This window comes from Streptomyces sp. MP131-18 (assembly GCF_001984575.1).
GTDB classification, from domain to species: domain Bacteria; phylum Actinomycetota; class Actinomycetes; order Streptomycetales; family Streptomycetaceae; genus Streptomyces; species Streptomyces johnsoniae.
Genome location: NZ_LZNS01000001.1, coordinates 7,272,567 through 7,294,491 on the forward strand (window position 1 = coordinate 7,272,567; position 21,925 = coordinate 7,294,491).

General features: G+C 73.9%; 19 protein-coding genes. 17 read left to right on the forward strand and 2 right to left on the reverse strand.

Translation table 11 applies throughout. The features are described from left to right. The first annotated feature begins 55 nt into the window (after positions 1-55). From STBA_RS32355 to STBA_RS32415, 13 genes are all read left to right on the forward strand, one after another. Entirely contained in the window at positions 56-1,045 is a 990-nt protein-coding gene (locus STBA_RS32355) for an aspartate carbamoyltransferase catalytic subunit (RefSeq protein ID WP_077062575.1), read from the forward strand. Then, entirely contained in the window at positions 1,042-2,337 is a 1,296-nt protein-coding gene (locus STBA_RS32360; RefSeq protein ID WP_077062576.1) for a dihydroorotase, read from the forward strand. Before STBA_RS32355 ends, STBA_RS32360 begins: the two co-directional genes overlap by 4 nt. Further along, entirely contained in the window at positions 2,334-2,969 is a 636-nt protein-coding gene (locus STBA_RS32365; RefSeq protein WP_253195152.1) for a hypothetical protein, read from the forward strand. Before STBA_RS32360 ends, STBA_RS32365 begins: the two co-directional genes overlap by 4 nt. After that, positions 2,966-4,108, forward strand: coding sequence for a glutamine-hydrolyzing carbamoyl-phosphate synthase small subunit (gene carA, locus STBA_RS32370; RefSeq protein ID WP_077062577.1), 1,143 nt, complete (start codon positions 2,966-2,968; stop codon positions 4,106-4,108). Before STBA_RS32365 ends, carA begins: the two co-directional genes overlap by 4 nt. Then, positions 4,101-7,412, forward strand: a complete 3,312-nt coding sequence (carB, locus tag STBA_RS32375) for a carbamoyl-phosphate synthase large subunit (protein ID WP_077062578.1) — start codon at positions 4,101-4,103, stop codon at positions 7,410-7,412. The genes carA and carB overlap by 8 nt, the downstream gene beginning before the upstream one ends. Continuing rightward, on the forward strand, positions 7,409-8,569 hold the full coding sequence (locus STBA_RS32380; protein WP_253195154.1) for a quinone-dependent dihydroorotate dehydrogenase: 1,161 nt from the start codon (positions 7,409-7,411) through the stop codon (positions 8,567-8,569). The genes carB and STBA_RS32380 overlap by 4 nt, the downstream gene beginning before the upstream one ends. After that, positions 8,566-9,411: an orotidine-5'-phosphate decarboxylase gene (gene pyrF, locus STBA_RS32385; RefSeq protein WP_077062579.1), complete on the forward strand. Its 846-nt coding sequence runs from the start codon at positions 8,566-8,568 to the stop codon at positions 9,409-9,411. Before STBA_RS32380 ends, pyrF begins: the two co-directional genes overlap by 4 nt. A gap of 229 nt (positions 9,412-9,640) precedes the next feature. Further along, positions 9,641-9,964, forward strand: a complete 324-nt coding sequence (locus STBA_RS32390) for an integration host factor (protein ID WP_077062580.1) — start codon at positions 9,641-9,643, stop codon at positions 9,962-9,964. 61 nt (positions 9,965-10,025) lie between these two features. Next, complete coding sequence (gene gmk, locus STBA_RS32395) at positions 10,026-10,577, forward strand: guanylate kinase (protein ID WP_077062581.1); 552 nt, start codon at positions 10,026-10,028, stop codon at positions 10,575-10,577. A 49-nt stretch (positions 10,578-10,626) separates the two neighbouring features. Beyond that, positions 10,627-10,899: a DNA-directed RNA polymerase subunit omega gene (gene rpoZ / locus STBA_RS32400; protein WP_059008417.1), complete on the forward strand. Its 273-nt coding sequence runs from the start codon at positions 10,627-10,629 to the stop codon at positions 10,897-10,899. A 127-nt stretch (positions 10,900-11,026) separates the two neighbouring features. Then, complete coding sequence (gene coaBC, locus STBA_RS32405) at positions 11,027-12,241, forward strand: bifunctional phosphopantothenoylcysteine decarboxylase/phosphopantothenate--cysteine ligase CoaBC (protein ID WP_077062582.1); 1,215 nt, start codon at positions 11,027-11,029, stop codon at positions 12,239-12,241. Between the two features lie 213 nt (positions 12,242-12,454). Continuing rightward, positions 12,455-13,663: a methionine adenosyltransferase gene (gene metK / locus STBA_RS32410; protein ID WP_077062583.1), complete on the forward strand. Its 1,209-nt coding sequence runs from the start codon at positions 12,455-12,457 to the stop codon at positions 13,661-13,663. A 75-nt stretch (positions 13,664-13,738) separates the two neighbouring features. After that, a complete protein-coding gene (locus tag STBA_RS32415; protein ID WP_077062584.1) occupies positions 13,739-15,868 on the forward strand; it encodes a primosomal protein N' in 2,130 nt (709 codons plus the stop codon). Between the two features lie 15 nt (positions 15,869-15,883). On the opposite strand, the gene STBA_RS32420 is transcribed toward STBA_RS32415, so the two are convergent. Continuing rightward, the gene (locus STBA_RS32420; RefSeq protein ID WP_077062585.1) at positions 15,884-16,390 is read right to left on the reverse strand and encodes a hypothetical protein; all 507 of its coding nucleotides are present in this window, start codon (positions 16,388-16,390) and stop codon (positions 15,884-15,886) included. Positions 16,391-16,626: 236 nt separating this feature from the next. Here STBA_RS32420 and fmt point away from each other — a divergent pair, with 236 nt between their 5' ends. The 4 genes from fmt (at position 16,627) to STBA_RS32440 (ending at position 20,899) form a co-directional block, all read left to right on the forward strand. Beyond that, on the forward strand, positions 16,627-17,559 hold the full coding sequence (gene fmt, locus STBA_RS32425; RefSeq protein ID WP_077062586.1) for a methionyl-tRNA formyltransferase: 933 nt from the start codon (positions 16,627-16,629) through the stop codon (positions 17,557-17,559). A 58-nt stretch (positions 17,560-17,617) separates the two neighbouring features. Then, entirely contained in the window at positions 17,618-19,033 is a 1,416-nt protein-coding gene (locus STBA_RS32430; RefSeq protein ID WP_171987835.1) for a transcription antitermination factor NusB, read from the forward strand. Between the two features lie 49 nt (positions 19,034-19,082). After that, positions 19,083-19,757, forward strand: a complete 675-nt coding sequence (gene rpe / locus STBA_RS32435) for a ribulose-phosphate 3-epimerase (protein ID WP_077062587.1) — start codon at positions 19,083-19,085, stop codon at positions 19,755-19,757. Between the two features lie 158 nt (positions 19,758-19,915). After that, positions 19,916-20,899: a sugar-binding domain-containing protein gene (locus STBA_RS32440; protein ID WP_077062588.1), complete on the forward strand. Its 984-nt coding sequence runs from the start codon at positions 19,916-19,918 to the stop codon at positions 20,897-20,899. On the opposite strand, the gene STBA_RS32445 is transcribed toward STBA_RS32440, so the two are convergent. After that, entirely contained in the window at positions 20,814-21,794 is a 981-nt protein-coding gene (locus tag STBA_RS32445) for an LLM class flavin-dependent oxidoreductase (protein ID WP_077062589.1), read from the reverse strand. The two genes, STBA_RS32440 and STBA_RS32445, sit on opposite strands and share 86 nt — an antisense overlap. Positions 21,795-21,925: the final 131 nt, after the last annotated feature.

The following is a 21,925-nucleotide window of genomic DNA, read 5'->3' on the forward strand; positions in this document are numbered from 1 at the left end:
CCGCCGCGCTCGGTCCCGTCCCCAGCACGCTTCCCTCTCCCACGGAAGGCACCTGATGAAGCACCACCTCATCTCGGCCACCGATCTCACCCGCGACGACGCCGTGCTGATCCTCGACACCGCCGAGGAGTTGGCCCGCGTCGCGGACCGGCCGATCAAGAAGCTGCCGACGCTGCGCGGCCGCACTGTCGTCAACCTGTTCTTCGAGGACTCCACCCGCACCCGCATCTCGTTCGAGGCGGCGGCGAAGCGGCTCTCCGCCGATGTGATCAACTTTTCCGCCAAGGGCTCGTCCGTCTCCAAGGGCGAGTCGCTGAAGGACACCGCGCTGACCCTGGAGGCGATGGGCGCCGACGCGGTCGTCATCCGCCACCACGACTCCGGCGCCCCGCACCGGCTGGCCACCTCGGGCTGGATCGGCGGTTGTGTGGTCAACGCGGGCGACGGCACGCACGAGCACCCCACGCAGGCGCTGCTCGACGCGTTCACGCTGCGCCGCCGCCTGGTCGGCGGCCGGAACGGCGGCGCGGGCGCCGACCTTTCCGGTCGGCGCGTCACCATCGTCGGCGACATCCTGCACAGCCGGGTCGCCCGTTCCAACGTGCACCTGCTGACCACGCTCGGGGCGGAGGTCACGGTGGTCGCGCCCCCGACGCTGCTGCCCATCGGCGTCTCCCACTGGCCGTGCGAGGTCTCCTACGACCTGGACGCGGTCCTGGCCAAGTCCGATGCCGTGATGATGCTGCGCGTCCAGCGCGAGCGGATGAACGCCGCCTACTTCCCGACCGAGCGCGAGTACGCCCGCCGCTACGGACTGCACGGCGCCCGGATGGCGCGGATGCCCGAGCACGCCATCGTGATGCACCCCGGCCCGATGAACCGCGGCATGGAGATCACCGCGGAGGTCGCGGATTCGCCGCGCTGCACCGCCGTGGAACAGGTATCCGGCGGCGTCAGCGTCCGCATGGCCGTCCTGTACCTGCTGCTCGGCGGCGCCTGGCCCGCCGACACCGCCCGCACCGACGAGAACGGACAGCCCGCATGACCCACACCGAGCGCACCCTCATCCGCGGCGCGCGCATCCTCGGCGGATCGCCGCGGGACCTTCTGATCGACGGTGAGACGGTCGCCGAGGTGGGCACCGGCCTGTCCGCGGCCGGCGCGGCCGTCGTCGAGGCGGACGGGCTGATCCTGCTGCCCGGCCTGGTCGACCTGCACACGCACCTGCGCGAGCCGGGACGCGAGGACTCGGAAACGGTCCTCACCGGCACCAGGGCCGCCGCGGCCGGCGGGTTCACCGCCGTGCACGCCATGGCCAACACCTTCCCCGTCGCCGACACCGCAGGCGTCGTCGAGCAGGTCTGGCGTCTGGGTGCCGAGTCCGGCTACTGCGACGTCCAGCCGGTGGGCGCCGTCACCGTCGGTCTTGAGGGCAAGCAGCTGGCCGAGCTGGGCGCCATGCACGAGTCGGCGGCGCGCGTCGTCGTCTTCTCCGACGACGGCAAGTGCGTCGACGACGCGGTGATGATGCGGCGCGCCCTGGAGTACGTGAAGGCGTTCGACGGCGTCATCGCCCAGCACGCGCAGGAGCCGCGGCTGACCGAGGGCGCCCAGATGAACGAGGGCATCGTCTCCGCCGAGCTGGGGCTGGCCGGCTGGCCCGCCGTCGCCGAGGAGTCGATCATCGCGCGCGACGTGCTGCTCGCCGCCCACGTCGGCTCCCGCGTGCACGTCTGCCACCTGAGCACCGCCGGCTCGGTGGAGCTGGTGCGCTGGGCCAAGTCCAAGGGCTGGCAGGTCACCGCCGAGGTGACGCCCCACCACCTGTTGCTCACCGACGACCTGGTGCGTTCCTACGACCCGGTGTTCAAGGTGAACCCGCCGCTGCGCACCGAGGAGGACGTGATGGCGCTGCGGGAGGCCCTGGCCGACGGCACCATCGACTGCGTCGCCACCGACCACGCCCCGCACCCGCACGAGGACAAGGACTGCGAGTGGGGCGCCGCGGCCATGGGGATGATCGGCCTGGAGACCGCGCTCTCCGTCGTCCAGCACACCATGGTCGACACCGGGCTGCTGGACTGGCCCGCCGTCGCCGACCGGCTGTCCGCCCGCCCCGCCGCCATCGGTCGCCTCGGCGGCCACGGCCGGCCGGTCGCGGCGGGCGAGCCCGCCAACCTGACGCTTCTGGACCCCGCGCACCGCGCCGTCGTCGAGCCGGGCGCGTTCGCCTCCCGCAGTCGCAACACGCCCTACCGGGGACGCGAGCTGCCCGGCCGGGTACTGCACACGTTCCTGCGCGGCCGGGCCACCGTGCGGGACGGGGTCCCGGTATGACCGCGGCGCTGTACCACCTGCTGGCCGAGGAGCAGACGGAACGCAGGTCCCAGGAGGTGACCGACTGGGCCGCCCGCATCGGGTGGATCGTCGGCATCCTGTTCTTCCTCGTGCTCGTCTACTGGCTGATGCGCGAGGGCTGGAAGTGGCGGGCCGTGCTCCAGGGCGACGTGCCCGCGCTCACGCCCGCGCCGGCTGTCCCCGCGGACCCCCGGCTGCACCTGACCGGCCGCTACCACGGCACCACGACGGCGGGCCAGTGGCTGGACCGCATCGTGGCCCACGGCCTCGGGGCCAGGAGCCGCGCGGAGGTGACCCTCACCGACGAGGGCGTGACCGTGCTGCGCCCCGGCGCGACCGACTTCCACATCCCGGCCGGCCGCGTGCGCGGCGCGCGCCTCGACAAGGGCATCGCGGGCAAGGTCCTCACCGAGGGGGGCCTGCTCGTCATCACCTGGGAGCACGGCGGCCGGCTGCTGGACTCGGGCTTCCGCGCGGACCGGGCGGCCGAGCACGCCGCGTGGGTCGGGGCGCTCGGCCCGTTCACGCCGCACGAAGACCCCGGCCGGGACCACCGTGAGCCGAGCGACACCCGTGAGACCCGCAAGACCCGTAAGGAAGGTGCACGATGACCACCGCCCCGCGGCACACCGCCACGGCCCCCGCCGTGCTGGTTCTCGAGGACGGCCGGGCCTTCCACGGCCGTGCCTACGGCGCGGTCGGCGAGACCTTCGGGGAAGCCGTGTTCGCCACCGGCATGACCGGCTACCAGGAAACGCTGACCGACCCCTCGTACCACCGTCAGGTGGTCGTGATGACCGCCCCGCACATCGGCAACACCGGCGTGAACGACGAGGACCCGGAGTCCCGCCGCATCTGGGTCGCCGGCTACGTCGTCCGCGACCCGGCCCGCATCCCGTCCAACTGGCGCTCGGTGCGGCCCCTGGACGCGGAGCTGGCGGGCCAGGGCATCGTCGGCATCAGCGGCGTCGACACCCGCGCCCTCACCCGCCACCTGCGCGAACGGGGCGCCATGCGCGCGGGCATCTTCTCCGGGCCCGCACTCAGCGACGAGGAGACGCTCCTGACGCGCGTCAGGTCGGCGCCGCCCATGGTCGGCGCCGACCTGTCCGCGGAGGTCGCCACGACGGAGCCCTACGTGGTTCCGGCCATCGGTGAGAAGCGCTACACCGTCGCCGCGATCGACCTCGGCATCAAGGGCATGACTCCCCACCGGATGGCCCAGCGCGGCATCGAGGTGCACGTCCTGCCCGCGACCGCGACGCTGGAGGAGGTGTACGCCGCGGGTCCGGACGGGGTGTTCCTCTCCAACGGCCCGGGCGACCCGGCGGCCGCCGACCACCCGGTCGCGCTGACGCGCGGCGTGCTGGAGCGGCGCACCCCGCTGTTCGGTATCTGCTTCGGCAACCAGATCCTCGGCCGCGCCCTCGGCTTCGGCACGTTCAAGCTGAAGTACGGCCACCGCGGCATCAACCAGCCGGTGAAGGACCTGGCCACGGGCCGCGTCGAGGTCACCGCGCACAATCACGGCTTCGCCGTCGACGCGCCGCTCGACGCGGTCTCGGAGACCCCGCACGGGCGCGTCGAGGTCTCCCACGTCTGCCTGAACGACGACGTCGTCGAGGGGCTGCGGCTGCTGGACCGCCCGGCCTTCAGCGTGCAGTACCACCCCGAGGCCGCCGCGGGTCCGCACGACGCCGCCTACCTCTTCGACCGCTTCGTCTCCCTGATGGAGGATCAGCGTGCCTAAGCGCACCGATATCCAGTCCGTCCTTGTCATCGGCTCGGGTCCGATCGTCATCGGCCAGGCCGCAGAGTTCGACTACTCCGGGACCCAGGCGTGCCGGGTGCTCAAGGCCGAGGGGCTGCGCGTCATCCTGGTCAACTCCAACCCGGCGACCATCATGACCGACCCGGAGATCGCCGACGCCACCTACGTCGAGCCGATCACCCCCGAGTTCGTCGAGAAGATCATCGCCAAGGAGCGCCCCGACGCGCTGCTGGCCACCCTCGGCGGCCAGACCGCGCTGAACGCCGCGGTCGCCCTGCACGAGGCGGGCACCCTCGCGTCGTACGGCGTGGAGCTGATCGGGGCCAACATCGAGGCGATCCGCAAGGGCGAGGACCGCGACCAGTTCAAGCAGGTCGTCGCCGCCGTCCGCGGGCGCATCGGGCACGGCGAGTCCGCCCGTTCTGTGATCTGCCACTCCATGGCTGACGTGCTGGCCGGGGTCGGGGAGCTGGGCGGCTACCCGGTCGTCGTCCGGCCCTCGTTCACCATGGGCGGCGCCGGCTCCGGCTTCGCCCACGACGAGGGCGAGCTGCGCCGCATCGCGGGCCAGGGCCTGGCGCTCTCGCCGACCACCGAGGTGCTCCTGGAGGAGTCCATCCTCGGCTGGAAGGAGTACGAGCTGGAGCTGATGCGCGACCGCAACGACAATGTGGTGGTCGTCTGCTCCATCGAGAACCTGGACCCGATGGGCGTCCACACCGGCGACTCGATCACCGTGGCCCCGGCGATGACGCTCACCGACCGCGAGTACCAGATCCTGCGGGACATCGGCATCGAGGTCATCCGGGAGGTCGGCGTCGACACCGGCGGCTGCAACATCCAGTTCGCCGTGAACCCGGAGGACGGCCGCGTCGTCGTCATCGAGATGAACCCGCGGGTCTCCCGCTCCTCCGCCCTCGCGTCGAAGGCCACCGGCTTCCCCATCGCCAAGATCGCCGCCCGGCTGGCGATCGGCTACACGCTGGACGAAATCCCCAACGACATCACCGAGAAGACGCCCGCCTCGTTCGAGCCGACCCTCGACTATGTGGTCGTCAAGGTCCCGCGGTTCGCGTTCGAGAAGTTCCCGGCCGCGGACGCCACGCTGACGACGACGATGAAGTCCGTGGGCGAGGCCATGGCCATCGGCCGCAGCTTCACCGAGGCGCTGAACAAGGCCCTGCGGTCGGTGGAGAAGAAGGACGCCCCGTTCGACTTCACGGGCGCGCCCGGCGACAAGGCCGGCCTCCTCGCGGTGGCCGCCGTCCCCACCGACGGCCGGCTGAACACGGTGATGGCCGCCATCAGGGCCGGTGCCACGCAGGAGGAGATCTTCGAGGCCACGCGCATCGACCCGTGGTTCGTCGACCAGCTGTTCCTCATCAAGGAGATCGCGGACGAGCTGGCCGCCGCGGCGCTCCTGACCCCCGAGCTGCTGGCCACGGCCAAGCGCCACGGGTTCTCGGACGCCCAGATCGCCGGCATCCGCGGGCTCCACGAGGACGTCGTGCGCGAGGTCAGGCACGCGCTGGGCGTGCGCCCCGTCTACAAGACGGTCGACACGTGCGCCGCCGAGTTCGCCGCCCGCACGCCCTACCTGTACTCGTCCTACGACGAGGAGACCGAGGTCGCGCCGCGCGAGAAGCCCGCCGTGATCATTCTCGGCTCCGGTCCCAACCGCATCGGCCAGGGCATCGAGTTCGACTACTCCTGCGTCCACGCCTGCTTCGCGCTCAGCGACGCCGGCTACGAGACCGTGATGGTCAACTGCAACCCGGAGACCGTCTCCACCGACTACGACACCTCCGACCGGCTCTACTTTGAGCCGCTGACGCTGGAGGACGTTCTGGAGATCGTGCACGCCGAGACGCAGGCGGGCCCCGTCGCCGGGGTGCTCGTGCAGCTCGGCGGGCAGACCCCGCTCGGCCTGGCCCAGGCGCTCAAGGACAACGGGGTGCCCGTCGTCGGCACCTCGCCCGAGGCGATCAACCTCGCGGAGGAGCGCGGTGCGTTCGGCCGCGTGCTGGCGGAGGCCGGGCTGCCCGCGCCGAAGTACGGCACGGCCTTCTCGTTCGACGAGGCCAAGGCCATCGCCGCCGGCATCGGCTACCCGGTCATGGTCAGGCCGAGCTACGTGCTGGGCGGGCGCGGCATGCAGATCGTGTACGACGAGCCCGCGCTCGCCGAGTACCTGCGGCTGCACGCCGGGCTGATCTCCGAACACCCGGTGCTGATCGACCGCTTCCTCGACGACGCCATCGAGATCGACGTCGACGCGCTGTACGACGGCGAGGAGCTGTACCTCGGCGGCGTCATGGAGCACATCGAGGAGGCCGGCATCCACTCCGGCGACTCGGCCTGCGCGCTGCCGCCGATCACCCTGGGCGGCTTCGACATCAAGCGGCTCCGCGCCTCGACGGAGGCCATCGCCCGCGGCGTCGGCGTCCGCGGCCTGATCAACATCCAGTTCGCGATGTCCGGGGACATCCTGTTCGTGCTCGAGGCCAATCCGCGCGCCTCCCGCACCGTGCCGTTCACCTCCAAGGCCACCGCCGTGCCGCTGGCGAAGGCCGCCGCCCGGATCTCGCTCGGCGCCACGGTGGCGCAGCTGCGCGCCGAGGGCGTGCTCCCGGCGCACGGCGACGGCGGCACGCTGCCGCCGGACGCGCCGATCTCCGTGAAGGAGGCGGTGATGCCGTGGTCCAGGTTCCGCGACGTGCACGGGCGCGGCGTGGACACCGTGCTGGGGCCCGAGATGCGTTCCACGGGCGAAGTCATGGGCATCGACTCGGTCTTCGGCACCGCGTACGCCAAGTCGCAGGCCGGCGCATACGGCGCGCTGCCCACCAGGGGGCGGGCGTTCGTCTCGGTCGCCAACCGCGACAAGCGGGCCATGATCTTCCCGGCCCGCGCGCTGGTCGAGCACGGCTTCGAACTGCTGGCCACCTCCGGCACCGCTGAGGTGCTCCAGCGCAACGGGATCAGCGCGACCGTCGTGCGCAAGCAGAGCCAGGGCGAGGGCCCGCAGGGTCAGCCGACCATCGTCCAGCTCATCCACGACGGGCAGGTGGACCTCATCGTCAACACGCCCTACGGCACCGGCGGCCGGCTCGACGGGTACGAGATCCGCACCGCCGCCGTCGCCCGCGGCGTGCCCTGCCTGACCACGGTGCAGGCCCTGGCCGCCGCCGTGCAGGGCATCGACGCGCTGGGGCGTGGCGAGGTCGGCGTGCGCTCCCTCCAGGACCACGCACGCGCCCTCGGCGCGGCGCGGGAGCAGTGACCGCCGTGCCCGGCTACCCGCTGCTCTTCGACACCGTCCTGCGCCGCCTCGACGCCGAGCGCGCCCACCACCTCGCGTTCGCCCTCATCCGCGCCGCATCCCGCGTGCCGGGGCCGCGGGGGGCGGTGCGCGGTGCGTTCGCGCCGCGGCATCCGGCGCTGCGCGTGCGGGCGCTCGGCCTGGACCTGCCGGGCCCGTTCGGCCTGGCCGCCGGCTTCGACAAGAACGCGGTCGGGGTCCCGGGCCTGGCCGCCCTCGGCTTCGACTTCGTGGAGATCGGAACGGTCACCGCGCGGCCGCAGCCGGGGAACCCGGCGCCGCGCCTCTTCCGCCTGCCGCGCGACCGCGCCCTGGTCAACCGGATGGGCTTCAACAACGACGGTGCCGCCGCCGTCGCGGCCCGCCTGGCACGCCGCCGCGCCACCTGGCCCGTGGTCGGCGTCAACATCGGGAAGACCAAGTCCGTCCCCGAATCGGGGGCCGTCGCCGACTACATCGCCTCCACCGAGCGCCTGGCCCGTTACGCCGACTACCTCGTCGTCAACGTCTCCTCGCCGAACACCCCGGGGCTGCGCGACCTCCAGGCCGCCGACCGGCTGCGCCCCCTGCTCGCCGCCGTCCGCGAGGCGGCCGACCGCAGTTCGCCGGTGCGACGCGTGCCGCTGCTGGTGAAGATCGCCCCCGACCTCGCCGACGAGGACGTCGACGCGGTCGCGGACCTCGCCGCCGAATCGGGCCTCGACGGCATCGTCGCGACCAACACCACCATCGGCAGGGACGGCCTCGCCACGGATGCGGCGGCGGTGGACGCCCTCGGGGCCGGCGGGCTGTCCGGTGCGCCGCTGAAGGCGCGCTCGCTCGCCGTGCTGCGCCGCCTGTACGCGCGGGTCGGCGACCGGCTGACGCTGATCGGCGTCGGCGGCATCGAGACGGCCGAGGACGCCTGGGAACGGGTGCTGGCCGGTGCCACCCTGATCCAGGGCTACAGCGGCTTCATCTATGGCGGCCCTGGCTGGGCCCGCACCATCCACCGCGGACTGGCCGAGCGGCTGGCCGCGAGCCCGTACGCGACGCTCGCCGACGCCGTCGGCGCCTCGGCCCGCGCACCGGCGCCGGGCACGGCCGCACCGGGCCCGGCAGCGAAGGAGGCACCGTGACCACGACCGAGCCCTTCGGCGCCCGCCTGCGGCGCGCCATGGACGAACGCGGCCCGCTGTGCGTGGGCATCGATCCGCACGCCGCGCTGCTGGCCGACTGGGGTCTGGGCGACGACATCGACGGCCTGGAGCGCTTCACCCGGACCGTGGTGGAGGCGCTCGCGGGCCGGGTCGCGGTGCTGAAGCCGCAGTCCGCGTTCTTCGAGCGGTTCGGCTCCCGCGGCATCGCCGTGCTGGAGCGGGCCGTCGCGGACGCGCGCGACGCGGGAGCGCTGGTCGTTGCGGACGTGAAGCGCGGCGACATCGGCTCCACGATGGCCGCCTACGCCGACGCGTACCTGGCCAAGGGCGCCCCGCTGTTCTCCGACGCGGTGACGCTCAGCCCCTACCTCGGCTACGGCACGCTGCGCCCCGCGCTCGACCTGGCGCGGGAGAACGGGGCGGGCGTGTTCGTGCTGGCGCTGACCTCCAACCCGGAGGGCCCCGAGGTGCAGCGGGCGAGGAACGCGGCGGGCACCACGGTGGCCGAGGCCGTTCTGGACCGGCTGCGGGCGGAGAACGCGGGGGAGCGGCCGCTCGGCTCGTTCGGCGCCGTGGTGGGCGCGACACTCGCCGAGGCCGGTGCGGATCTGGCGATCAACGGGCCGCTGCTCGCCCCCGGCCTCGGCGCGCAGGGCGCGAGCGCCGCGGACCTGCCGCGCGTTTTCGGCGCGGCGCTCGGCAATGTGCTGCCCGCCGTGAGCCGGGGCGTGCTCCGGCACGGGCCGGATGCGGACGCGCTGCGCGCCGCGGCAGAACGCGAGGCGGAGGCGATGGCCCGATTCACCGGTGCCGGAGCGTGACGGGTCGTTGCGATGCGCCGCCAGCCGTAGTGATATGCCGGAAATGTCGGGGCTGCTCGATAGCTGACCTGGAGTTTTTGCCGATTCTCCCTGACTTATCGCGGCGACCCCCGCTAGTCTCCGTCGAAGCGGAGCAGCCGAGCGCGTTGCTCGTTGCTCCACCGGTGCGGGGCTACTAGGTTCCTCACCGTTCCGTATCCGACAGTTCGACAACCGAGGTGACGTAGGCGTGGCTCTTCCGCCCCTAACCCCTGAACAGCGCGCAGCCGCGCTTGAGAAGGCCGCCGCGGCTCGCCGGGAGCGCGCCGAGGTCAAGAATCGGCTCAAGCACTCCGGCGCCTCGCTGCACGAGGTCATCAAGCAGGGCCAGGAGAACGATGTCATCGGCAAGATGAAGGTCAGTGCCTTGCTGGAGTCGATGCCTGGCGTCGGCAAGGTCCGCGCCCGCCAGATCATGGAGCGGCTCGGCATCTCCGAGAGCCGCCGGGTCCGGGGGCTCGGCTCCAACCAGATCGCGGCACTCGAGCGCGAGTTCGGCAGCACCCCGGCCTGAGCCGCGGGTTCCCGCCGGCTCCGGTTTCCGCCGCCGCCGCGGGAGAAGCGATAATCGCCGCATGACCGATCGTCCGCGACTGACCGTGCTCTCCGGCCCCTCCGGGGTCGGCAAGAGCACGGTCGTCGCTCATCTGCGTAAAGCCCATCCCGAGGTGTGGCTCTCCGTCTCCGCCACCACGCGGAGGCCCCGCCCCGGCGAGCGCCACGGCGTGCACTACTTCTTCGTGGACGACGAGGAGTTCGACAAGCTGGTCGCCAATGGCGAGCTGCTCGAATGGGCCGAGTTCGCCGGGCACCGCTACGGGACGCCCCGCCGTGCCGTGCTCGACCGGCTGGAGGCCGGGGCGCCCGTGCTCCTGGAGATCGACCTCCAGGGCGCCCGGCTCGTCCGCGCCTCCATGCCGGACGCCCGCCTGGTGTTCCTGGCGCCGCCCAGCTGGGAGGAGCTGGTCCGCCGGCTCACCGGCCGCGGCACCGAGCCGCCCGAGGTCGTCGAACGGCGCCTCGCCGTGGCCAGGACGGAGCTGGCGGCGGAGCGCGAGTTCGACGTCACGCTGGTCAACACCTCCGTCGAGGACGTCACGGCGGAGCTGCTAGCCTTGATTCGTTGACCACTCTGTGAAGTGGGGCAATCCCGAGACATCCAGCGGAAGGCAGAGCGTGTCCTCTTCCATCACCACGCCCGAGGGCATCATCAACCCGCCGATCGATGAGCTGCTCGAGGCCACCGACTCGAAGTACAGCCTCGTGATCTACGCCGCCAAGCGCGCGCGCCAGATCAATGCGTACTACTCGCAGCTCGGCGAGGGCCTGCTGGAGTACGTCGGCCCGCTCGTGGACACCCACGTGCACGAGAAGCCGCTCTCCATCGCGCTCCGCGAGATCAATGCGGGCCTGCTCACCTCGGAGGCCGTCGAGGGCGCCACCGACTGACGGCGTTCGCGTACGGGCCCGGCCGCAGCCCTGCGGCCGGGCCCTCCGTCTGCCGTGCGGCAGGATGGTCCCCGGCAGGCGCAGGCGGCAGGCAATGACAGGCAGCGGCAGCGGGAAGAGGCGAGTGATGGAGCGGCCCAGGGTCGTCCTCGGGGTGGGTGGCGGCATCGCCGCCTACAAGGCGTGCGAGCTGCTGCGGCGGTTCACCGAGTCCGGGCACGAGGTGCGGGTGGTGCCGACCGCGTCGGCGCTCCGCTTCGTCGGCGCGGCCACCTGGGCCGCGCTCTCCGGGGCGCCCGTGGCCACCGAGGTCTGGGAGGACGTCGAGGAGGTGCCGCACGTCAGGATCGGCCGTGAGGCGGACCTCGTCGTCATCGCTCCCGCCACGGCGGACGTCCTCGCCCGCGCGGCCGGCGGCCGGGCCGACGACCTCCTGACGAACGTTCTGCTCACCGCGAGTTGCCCGGTGGTCTTCGCGCCCGCGATGCACACCGAGATGTGGGAGCACCCCGCCACCAGGGAGAACGTGGCGACGCTGCGCCGCCGCGGCGCGCTGGTCGTCGAGCCCGCCGTGGGGCGCCTCACCGGCGCGGACACCGGCAAGGGCCGCCTGCCCGACCCCGAAGCGATCTTCGCGTTCTGCCGCCGCGTGCTGGACCGCGGGCCCGCGGTCCTGGACACCGACCTCGCCGGGCGGCACGTGGTGGTCACCGCCGGCGGCACGCGCGAGCCGCTCGACCCGGTGCGCTTCCTCGGCAACCGCTCCTCGGGCAAGCAGGGCTACGCGCTGGCCCGCACCGCCGTCGCCAGGGGCGCCCGGGTCACCCTCATTGCGGCCAACACCGTGCTGCCAGAGCCCGCCGGTGCCGACGTGATCGAGGTGAGCACCACCGGTGAGCTGCGGGAGGCGGTCCGCAAGGCCGCCGTGGACGCCGACGCGGTGGTGATGGCGGCGGCGGTGGCCGATTTCCGGCCCGCCGTCCGCGCCGAGAACAAGATCAAGAAGCGGGACGGGCAGGACCCGGAGCCGATCGCGCTGGTCCGCAATCCCGACATCCTGGCCGAGCTGTCGGCGGACCGCCCGGCGGGCCGCGTCGTCGCCGGATTCGCGGCAGAAACCGAGGACGTACTGGCCAACGGGCGTGCCAAGCTGGCCCGCAAGGGCTGCGACCTCCTCGTGGTCAACCAGGTCGGGGAGGCACTGGCGTTCGGCACCGAGGAGAACGAGGCGGTCATCATCGAGGCGGGCGGCGGTGAGACATCCGTTCCCCACGGCCCCAAGGACGTACTGGCCGACCGGATTTGGGACGCTGTGGCAAGGCGCTGGGCTGCGGTTTCCTGATCGGGGCACGGACGTTGCCGTCTCGCAGAGCGGGCAGCCTCTATGCCTGAAGGTTGCGGGGCCGTTACTGTTGTCATCCGGATTCACGCCTGAGCCGAAGCCGTGCCGAAGGTTCAGGGGGGATTCCGGCCGGTTACACTGGCGCCGGCCTCGCCCCGTAGCGGGTGGTCGCCAGTGATTCAGTCAGCAGCCGCTGCAACACTAGGGAGCGATGTGTCCCGCCGCCTCTTCACCTCGGAATCCGTGACCGAGGGTCACCCCGACAAGATCGCCGACCAGATCAGCGACACGATCCTCGACGCGCTGCTCAAGGAGGACCCCTCCTCCCGCGTCGCCGTGGAGACCCTGATCACCACCGGACTCGTCCATGTCGCGGGGGAGGTCACCACCCAGGCTTACGCGCCGATCGCCTCGCTCGTGCGCAACAAGATCCTGGAGATCGGCTACGACTCCTCCAAGAAGGGCTTCGACGGCGCCTCCTGCGGCGTCTCGGTGTCCATCGGCGCGCAGTCCCCTGACATCGCGCAGGGCGTCGACACCGCCTACGAGAACCGGGTCGAGGGCGACGAGGACGAGCTGGACCGGCAGGGCGCCGGCGATCAGGGCCTGATGTTCGGCTACGCGTGCGACGAGACGCCCGAGCTGATGCCGCTGCCCATCCGGCTGGCCCACCGCCTCTCCGGCCGGCTGTCCGAGGTCCGCAAGAACGGGACGATCCCCTACCTGCGCCCCGACGGGAAGACGCAGGTCACGATCGAGTACGACGGCGACAAGGCGGCCCGTCTCGACACCGTCGTGGTCTCCAGCCAGCACGCCAGCGACATCGACCTGGACTCCCTCCTCGCGCCCGATATCAGGGAGTTCGTCGTCGAGGCCGAGCTGAAGCTGCTGACCGACGAGGGCATCAAGCTGGAGACGGACGGGTACCGGCTGCTGGTCAACCCGACCGGGCGGTTCGAGATCGGCGGGCCGATGGGCGACGCCGGGCTCACGGGCCGGAAGATCATCATCGACACGTACGGGGGCATGGCGCGGCACGGCGGCGGCGCGTTCTCCGGCAAGGACCCCTCGAAGGTGGACCGTTCCGCCGCGTACGCGATGCGCTGGGTCGCCAAGAACGTGGTGGCCGCCGGGCTCGCCACGCGCTGCGAGGTGCAGGTCGCCTACGCCATCGGCAAGGCCGAGCCGGTCGGCCTCTTCGTGGAGACCTTCGGCACCGCCACCGTCCCGGCCGACCGTATCGAGCGGGCCATCTCGCAGGTCTTCGACCTGCGCCCGGCCGCCATCATCCGCGACCTGGACCTGCTGCGCCCCATCTACGCACAGACCGCGGCCTACGGCCACTTCGGCCGCGAACTGCCCGAGTTCACCTGGGAACGCACCGACCGCGTCGACGCCCTGCGCACCGCCGCGGGCATCTAGTCCCTGGCCAGTCGGCCGGCCCGGGGGCCCACGCGGTCTCCGGGCCCTGTCCGACGCGTTTGATGTACTGACCCTGTGGGCGAGGGACCGGAGCAGGCGGCGGAGGCCGGCGAGCAGCTGGCGCTGGTCCGCGCGGCCGGCCGCCGTTCCGCGGCCTCCCGCGCCAAACCGCGCACGTGGCGCGGTGCCGAGCGTGCCGAGCGGCTGCCCGTGGCCCGCGTCCTCGTCGACAAGGGGCTCGTCCATCTCGACCGCCTCTTCGACTACGCCGTGCCGGCCGCCATGGACGCCGAGGCCAGGCCGGGCGTCCGGGTCCGCGTCCGGTTCGGCGCCGGTCAGCGCGAGGGCCGCCGCGAGGGCGGTCGGCTGATCAACGGGTTCATCGTGGAGCGCCGCGAGGAGACGGACTTCCCCGGGGTGCTCGCGCCGCTCGCGCAGGTGCTCTCCACCGAGCCCGTTCTCACGCCCGCGCTGCTGCGGCTGTGCCGCTCGGTCGCCGACCGGTACGCGGGTGCCCTCGCCGACGTCGTCGCGCTGGCCGTGCCGCCGCGCATGGCCCGCGCCGAGCGGCGGCCCTCGCCCGAGCCGCAGGACCCGCCCGCGGCCCCGGACCCCGGCGGCTGGGCCCGCTATCCCCACGGACCCGGCTTCCTCGACGCCCTGTCCCGCGGCGAGGCGCCGCGTGCCGTGTGGACCGCGCTGCCGGGGCCCGGCTGGGCCGACGAGCTGGCCCGTGCCCTGGCCACCAGCCTCGCCGCCGGGCGAGGTGCCCTCGCGGTGCTGCCCGACGGGCGCGCCGCGGCGCGCGTCGACGCCGCCCTGACCGCGCTGACCGGCGGCGGCGCACACGTGCTGCTGACCGCCGACGCCGGGCGCGAGGAGCGGTACCGGCGGTGGCTCGCGGTCAGCCGCGGGGCGGTGCGCTGCGTCGTCGGCACCCGTGCCGCGATGTTTGCGCCCGTGCACGGCCTCGGCCTCGCCGCCATCTGGGACGACGGCGACGCGGCGCACCGCGACGAGCATGCGCCGCAGCCGCACGCCCGCGAGGTGCTGGTGCTGCGCGCCGCGCAGGAACGGGCCGCGGTGCTGCTCGGCGGGCACGGTATCACCGTCGAGGCGGCGCAGCTGGTCGAGACCGGGTGGGCCGGTCCGCTCGCCGCGGCCCGGGAGACCGTGCGCGAGACGGCGCCCGTGATCCGCACCGTCGTCGAGGACGACCAGCGCAGGGACGAGGCGGCCCGCTACGCGCGGCTGCCCACCGTTGCCTGGCAGGCCCTGCGCGACGGCCTCGCACGCGGGCCCGTGCTGATCCAGGTGCCGCGCCGCGGGTACGCCCCACGGCTGGCCTGCGACCGCTGCCGCACGCCCGCGCGCTGCGCCGACTGCCACGGACCGCTGGCCGCGGAGGGCGCGCTGGAGCTGCTGGGCTGCGGCTGGTGCGGCCGCCGGGCGCCGGAGTGGCACTGCGACGCATGCGGCTCCCCGCGGCTGCGGGCCGTCGTCATCGGCGCCAGGCGCACCGCGGAGGAGCTGGGCCGCGCGTTCCCCGCCGTCCCGGTCCGCACCTCGGGGCGCGACCACGTGCTCGACACCGTGCCCGATGCGCCCGCCCTTGTGGTGAGCACGCCGGGCGCCGAACCGGTGCCGGCCGGGCCCGGCTACGCCGCCGCGCTGCTCCTGGACGGGTGGGCCCTGCTCGGCCGCCCGGATCTGCGGGCCGGTGAGGAGGCGCTGCGCCGCTGGCTCAATGCCGCGGCCCTGGTCCGCCCGCAGCCGCAGGGCGGCACGGTCGTCGTGCTGGCCGAGCCGACGCTGCGGCCCGTGCAGTCGCTGGTGCGCTGGGACCCGGCGGGCCATGCGCGGCGGGAGCTGGCCGACCGGGCGTCGCTCGGCTTCCCGCCCGTCTCCCGCATGGCCGCGGTCAGCGGGCCGCCGGACGCGGTGGCCGGACTGCTCGGCGCCACCCGCCTCCCGCCCGATGCCGAGGTGCTCGGCCCGGTGCAGCTGCCCGTGCCGGACCCCGGTCGCCCGCGCCGCACCGGCGACCCGCCGGCGGGGGAGCAGTGGGACCGGGCGCTGGTCCGGGTGCCGCCCGGTCAGGGCGCCGCGCTCGCGGCGGCGCTGAAGACGGCGCGGGCCGCCCGGCTCGCGCGGCGCGAGAGCGCCGGTGCGCGGGTGCTGATCGACCCTTCCGACATCGGCTGATCCCCGGCCCCGGCCTCAGCCGCTGCGCTGGCCGGGGAACGCTCCGGGCCGCGCCTCCTCCGCGTCCGGCGGGGCGCCGCCCTGCCCCGGTACCGTGCGCGCCGGGGGCACACCCGGGGCCACCGGCAGCTCCGGGCGCGCGCCCTCGCGCGCCGCGGCGGGCTGGCCGCCGATGGGGCGCCGAGCGCCGTAGCGGCGGTGCACCGCCTGCTTGGTGACGCCGAGGGCCGAGCCCACCGCGTCCCAGGAGAAGCCGAGGGAGCGGTCGAAGTCCACCGCGGCGGTGACCAGCGCCTCCACACTGTCGCGGAGCTCCTGCGCGAGACGCACCGTTGGCGCGGGAGCCCGCCCGTACACCACGAAACCGGCGGAAGGCCCGGCGCGGCGCGGACGGTAGACGTTGCCCAGCTGTGCGGTGAGGGTGCGCAGCGCGTCCACCTGGCGGCGGACCCGCTCGATGTCCCGCACCAGCACATGCAAGCTGGCCCGTGCCTGAGCGTCAGGGGTGGCGTGGTCGGCCATGAACAAGCCTCTCGAACCGGCGTCAAGGAAGCGGGCCCGAAATCGGCCCGTTGCGGTCAATCTGTCTTGACAACGCGCCAGCGCCCGTCGGGGTCACGCTGTCGGCGCGCATCGTCAACTGGGCGGGGCACTCCGGGTCCTGCCCGCCCCTCGCGTCACCCGGGCGTCGCGGACCGTAGACTTGCGAGCCGCCCCGCACCCGCACCCGCACCCGCACGAGAGGTGAATCCCGCACGATGAGGCTCGTCTTCGCCGGCACGCCCGAGGTAGCCGTTCCCGCCCTGGACGCCCTGCTCGCCTCGGACCGGCACGAGGTCGTCGCCGTCGTCACCCGGCCCGACGCGCCCGCGGGCCGCGGCCGGCGCCTGGTCCCCAGCCCCGTGGCCGAACGCGCCCGGGAGGCCGGGATCGAGATCCTCCGGCCGCACAGGCCACGCGACCCCGCCTTCCTCGACCGGCTCAGGGAGATCGCGCCGGACTGCTGCCCGGTCGTCGCCTACGGTGCACTGCTGCCCAAGGCCGCCCTGGACATCCCGCCCCGCGGCTGGGTCAACCTGCACTTCTCGCTGCTCCCCGCCTGGCGTGGCGCGGCACCGGTCCAGCACGCGCTGCTCGCGGGGGACGAGATCACCGGCGCCGCCACGTTCCTCATCGAGGAGGGCCTGGACTCCGGTCCGGTGTTCGGGGTGCTGACCGAGGAGATCCGGCGCGACGACACCAGCGGCGATCTGCTGACCCGGCTCGCGCTCGCCGGGTCCGGGCTGCTGGCCGCCACCATGGACGGGATCGAGGACGGCACACTGGCCCCGAGGCCGCAGCCCGCGGAGGGCGTGAGCCTCGCCCCCAAGCTCAGCGTCGAGGACGCCGCCGTCGACTGGGCCATGCCCGCCCTGCACGTCCACCGGCAGGTCCGCGCCTGCACCCCTGCGCCGGGCGCGTGGACCCTCTTCCGCGGCGAACGCCTGAAGCTGCGGCAGGTCACGCCGGTGCCGGAGCGGACCGGCCTGGCGCCGGGCGAGCTGGCCGCGGAGAAGCAGACCGTGCACGCGGGCACCGGCTCGCACGCCGTCGAGCTGGTCTGGGTGCAGCCCCAGGGCAAGAAGCCGATGCGCGCCGCGGACTGGGCCAGGGGCGTCCGCGTCACCCCCGGCGAGCGGCTCGGAAGCTGAGAACTCCGCCGTAGGCTTGAACCACACCCTGTCCCGTACCACCGGAGTTGACCTTTCTGTGAGCAGCCGGCCGCGCCGACCCGCCAGGCCCTACCGACGACCCCGCCGGGACCCGGTGCGGATTCTCGCCTTCGACGCGCTGCGCGCCGTCGACGAGCGCGACGCCTATGCCAATCTCGTGCTGCCCCCGATGCTGGCCAGGGCCAGGTCCGCCGGCACGCTCGACGCCAGGGACGCCGCCCTGGCCACGGAGCTGGTCTACGGAACGCTGCGCCGCCAGGGCACCTACGACGCGGTGCTGGCCGAGTGCGTGGACCGGCCGCTGCGCGAGGTCGACCCGCCGGTGCTCGACGTGCTCTCGCTCGGCGCGCACCAGCTGCTCGCCACCCGCATCCCCAGCCACGCGGCCGTCAGCGCGACCGTCGAGCTGGCGCGGTGCGTACTCGGCGACGGGCGGGCCAAGTTCGTCAACGCCGTGCTCCGCCGTGTCGCGGCCCACGACCTGGACGGCTGGCTGACGCGGCTGGCGCCGCCCTACGACGACGACCCCGAACGTCACCTGTCCCTGGTGCACGCCCACCCGCGGTGGATCGTCGCGGCCCTGTGGGACGCGCTCGGCGGGGGCCGGGAGGGCATCGAGAGCCTGCTGGCCGCGGACAACGAACGGCCCCGCGTGACCCTCGCGGCCCGGCCGGGGCGCTCCACCGTGGCCGAGCTGCTGGCGGACGGGCGGGCCGACCCGGGGCGCTGGTCCCCGTACGCGGCACGGCTGGCCGAGGGCGGCGAGCCCGGCGCGCTCGACGCCGTCCGGGACGGCCGCGCGGGCGTGCAGGACGAGGGCAGCCAGCTGGTGGCGCTCGCCCTGGCGAACGCGCCGCTGACCGGCGGCGACACCCGTTGGCTCGATGGCTGTGCGGGCCCGGGCGGCAAGGCGGCGCTGCTCGCCGGGCTCGCCGCCGAGCGCGGGGCCACGCTGCTCGCGGCGGAGAAGCAGCCGCACCGGGCCAAGCTCGTCGCCCGCACCCTGGCGGGCAATCCGGGCCCTGCGCACACGGTCGTGGCCGACGGCACCAGGCCCGCCTGGCGGCCGGGCGCGTTCGACCGCGTCCTGGTGGACGTGCCCTGCACCGGGCTCGGCGCGCTGCGCCGCCGCCCCGAGGCGCGCTGGCGCCGCGGTCCCGAGGACATCGACAGGCTCACCTCGGTGCAGCGCGAGCTGCTGCGCGGGGCGCTGCGGGCGGTCCGGCCGGGCGGAGTCGTGGGGTACGCGACCTGTTCGCCGCATCTGGCCGAAACCCGCCTGGTCGTCGCGGACGTGCTGAAGGGACTGACGGACACCGGCGCGGAGTGGGTGGACGCCCGTCCGCTGCTGCCCGGTGTGCCGGATCTCGGCGAGGGGCCGGACGTTCAGCTGTGGCCGCACCTGCACGGCACCGACGCCATGTACCTGGCGCTGCTGCGGCGGACCCGGTAGGGGGCGGGCGGCCCGTTCGGCCGCGCTGACATGCTGAATACTTGAGGCCATGGCTCAGATCAACCCCAGCATGCTGTCAGCCGACTTCGCCCGCCTCGCCGAGGAGGCGGCGGCCGTCGAGGGCGCCGACTGGCTGCACATCGACGTGATGGACAACCACTTCGTGCCCAACCTGACGCTCGGGCTGCCCGTCGTCGAGGCGCTGGGCAGGGCCACCGGCACCCCGCTCGACTGCCACTTGATGATCGAGGACCCCGACCGCTGGGCGCCGGGTTTCGTCGAGGCCGGGGCGGGCTCCGTCACCTTCCACGCCGAGGCCGCCGCGGCTCCGGTGCGGCTGGCACGCGAGATCAGGGCCAAGGGCGCGCGGGCCTCGCTGGCGCTGAAACCGGCCACGCCGATCGAGCCGTTCGAAGACCTGCTGCCCGAGCTGGACATGGTGCTGGTGATGACGGTGGAGCCGGGGTTCGGCGGGCAGTCGTTCCTCGACATCATGCTGCCGAAGATCCGCCGTACCCGGCAGCTCATCGACCGGCACGGGCTGCCGCTGTGGCTCCAGGTGGACGGCGGGGTCTCGGCCTCGACGATCGAACGGTGCGCCGAGGCCGGCGCCGACGTTTTCGTCGCCGGATCGGCCGTCTACGGTGCGGACGATCCGGCGGCGGCCGTCGCGTCGCTCCGCGCCCAGGCCGAAAAGGCCGCCTCCCGCCCCACATCGGGATGAACAGCTGCTGTCGATCCGGTTCTCCGCCTCCCGCGGGGTGCAGGGCCAGGACCGGTGGTGCCCGGCATCTGCGAGGATGAACAGGCGAACGTGAGCGGGGACACAAGGCGGAGGACAGTGAGGTGAATGCGGTGCCGACCGGCAGGTCAGCCACACGAATGGGGCCCGCCGAGCTGATGCAGGCGGCCGCAATGGCGCGCCGCTTCTACTTGGAAGGCAAGTCGAAGATCCAGATTGCCGACGAGTTCGGGGTCAGCCGGTTCAAGGTCGCCCGCGTGCTGGAGTCCGCGGTGGAGCACGACCTGGTGCGCATCGAGATCAGGGTTCCCGCCGAGCTGGACGCGGAGCGCTCCGACGCGCTGCGCGCCCGCTACGGCCTGCGGCACGTGGTGGTGGCCGAGTCGCCGTCCGGCACGGCGGACGACACGCCCGATCCCGAGCATCTGGGCGAGGTGGCGGCGGAGCTGCTGGGGGAGCTGGTCTCGGAGGGGGACGTGCTCGGCCTGGCGTGGGGGCGTTCGACGATTCACATGGCGGCGGCCCTGCGCGAGCTTCCGCCGTGCACCGTGGTGCAGTTGACCGGGGTATACGACGCGGGGACGGCGGAGCGCGGCTCGGTCGAGGCGGTGCGGCGCGCGGCGGCCGTTTCGGGCGGGGCGGCGCACCCGATCTACGCGCCGATGCTGCTGCCCGATCCGGGCACCGCGGCGGCGCTGCGCAGGCAGCCGGGGATCGCGGCGGCGTTCGAATATTTCGACAAGGTCACGATCGCCGCGGTGTCGATCGGCTCGTGGGAGCCCGGCATCTCGGCCGTGCACGACATGCTGGCCAAGGACGAGCGGGAGCACTATGCCTCGCTCGGGGTGGCGGCCGAGATGTCGGCGCACCTGTTCGCGGCGGACGGCCGCCGCGTCGGGCGCGATCTGGGGGAGCGGTGCATCACCGTGGAGGCCGAGCGGCTGCGCCGGGTGCCCGAGGTCGTGGCCATCGCGGGCGGGCGGCGCAAGGCGGACGCCATCGGGGCGGTGCTGCGCTCGGGACTGGTGACGAGCCTGGTCACCGACTCGGCGGCGGCGGACCGGCTGCTGTCCCAGCCGTCCGGGCGGCAGCCCGCCCTGGACCGCTCGGACCCGGACGCGTAGCTCGGGCGGCGCGGACCGGGCCGATGATCTCCTGTGCCGCCCACCGGGCCGCCCCCGGCGGGAACGGCATCGGCAGGCTGAGCACGATATGGCTGATGCCCGCGTCGATCAGGCCGAGCACGGCCGTGCGCGTCGCGGCGGGGTCGTCGTAGGAGACGTGCAGCTGTGCGGAGCGGGTGATCTCCCCGGGGTCCCGGCCGACGGCCGCGCACTGCGCGTCCAGGGCCAGGACGCGGGCGCGGACCTGGGCGATGGTGTGGTGCGGCGGCCCCTGGACGTTCCACAGGTCGGCGTGCAGGGCGGCCACGCGCAGGGCGCCGGTGCCCGCTCCGCCCACGAGCAGCGGGAGGTGGCGGTCGGGGCGAGGCTCGCAGTGGGCGCCGGCCGGCCGGTAGTGGCGGCCGTGGAAGCCGACCAGGTCCCGCGTCCACAGCAGGCGCAGCACGGTGCACGCCTCGTCGAGGCGGGCCACGCCCTCGGCGTGCGGGACCAGGCCGAGGCCGTACGCCGGGTATTCGGCGGCCGCGGGGCTCTCTGCCCCGGCCCGCAGCGTGGCGCCGACGCCGACGCCGACGGTCAGGCGGCCGCGCGCGATGGCGTCCGTGGTCGCGGCGATCTTCGCGAGCACGGCGGGCGAGCGGATTCCGTTGCCGGTGACGAGCAGTCCGAGTCCGAGGCGCCGGGTCCGCGCGGCGAGGGCGGCCAGCAGGGTCCAGCCCTCAAGGACGGGGGCGTCCTGGCGGCCGAACACCGGGAGGAGGTGGTCCCACAGCCAGGCGTGTTCGATCTCCGGCAGCTCGTCCGCCTCCTGCCACACGCGCAAGATCTCGTCGTAGCCGGTCCCGACGGGCGTGGTCTTGATACCGAAGCTCAGCGGGGCGCCGTGTGCGGTCATGATCGTTCCCCTCTCCGGGCGCCATCGCTACCCGCCCCCGTGCAGGGCCATGCCCGCCGCGGGCCGGGCTCGCCGTGCGAACGGGTGTGCGTAAGTTCCGGGCGCGGCCCCTCCGGCTCGTCGGTCCGCGC

What these genes read in the sequence shown, in the direction of transcription:
- coaBC (WP_077062582.1), top strand. Translation starts at nt 11,027, where the DNA reads ATGGAGCGGCCCAGGGTCGTCCTCGGGGTGGGTGGCGGCATCGCCGCC.
- STBA_RS32360 (WP_077062576.1), top strand. Translation starts at nt 1,042, where the DNA reads ATGACCCACACCGAGCGCACCCTCATCCGCGGCGCGCGCATCCTCGGC.
- STBA_RS32445 (WP_077062589.1), bottom strand. Translation starts at nt 21,794, where the DNA reads ATGACCGCACACGGCGCCCCGCTGAGCTTCGGTATCAAGACCACGCCC.
- rpe (WP_077062587.1), top strand. Translation starts at nt 19,083, where the DNA reads ATGGCTCAGATCAACCCCAGCATGCTGTCAGCCGACTTCGCCCGCCTC.
- carA (WP_077062577.1), top strand. Translation starts at nt 2,966, where the DNA reads ATGACCACCGCCCCGCGGCACACCGCCACGGCCCCCGCCGTGCTGGTT.
- gmk (WP_077062581.1), top strand. Translation starts at nt 10,026, where the DNA reads ATGACCGATCGTCCGCGACTGACCGTGCTCTCCGGCCCCTCCGGGGTC.
- fmt (WP_077062586.1), top strand. Translation starts at nt 16,627, where the DNA reads ATGAGGCTCGTCTTCGCCGGCACGCCCGAGGTAGCCGTTCCCGCCCTG.
- STBA_RS32365 (WP_253195152.1), top strand. Translation starts at nt 2,334, where the DNA reads ATGACCGCGGCGCTGTACCACCTGCTGGCCGAGGAGCAGACGGAACGC.
- STBA_RS32440 (WP_077062588.1), top strand. Translation starts at nt 19,916, where the DNA reads ATGGGGCCCGCCGAGCTGATGCAGGCGGCCGCAATGGCGCGCCGCTTC.
- STBA_RS32420 (WP_077062585.1), bottom strand. Translation starts at nt 16,390, where the DNA reads ATGGCCGACCACGCCACCCCTGACGCTCAGGCACGGGCCAGCTTGCAT.
- STBA_RS32355 (WP_077062575.1), top strand. Translation starts at nt 56, where the DNA reads ATGAAGCACCACCTCATCTCGGCCACCGATCTCACCCGCGACGACGCC.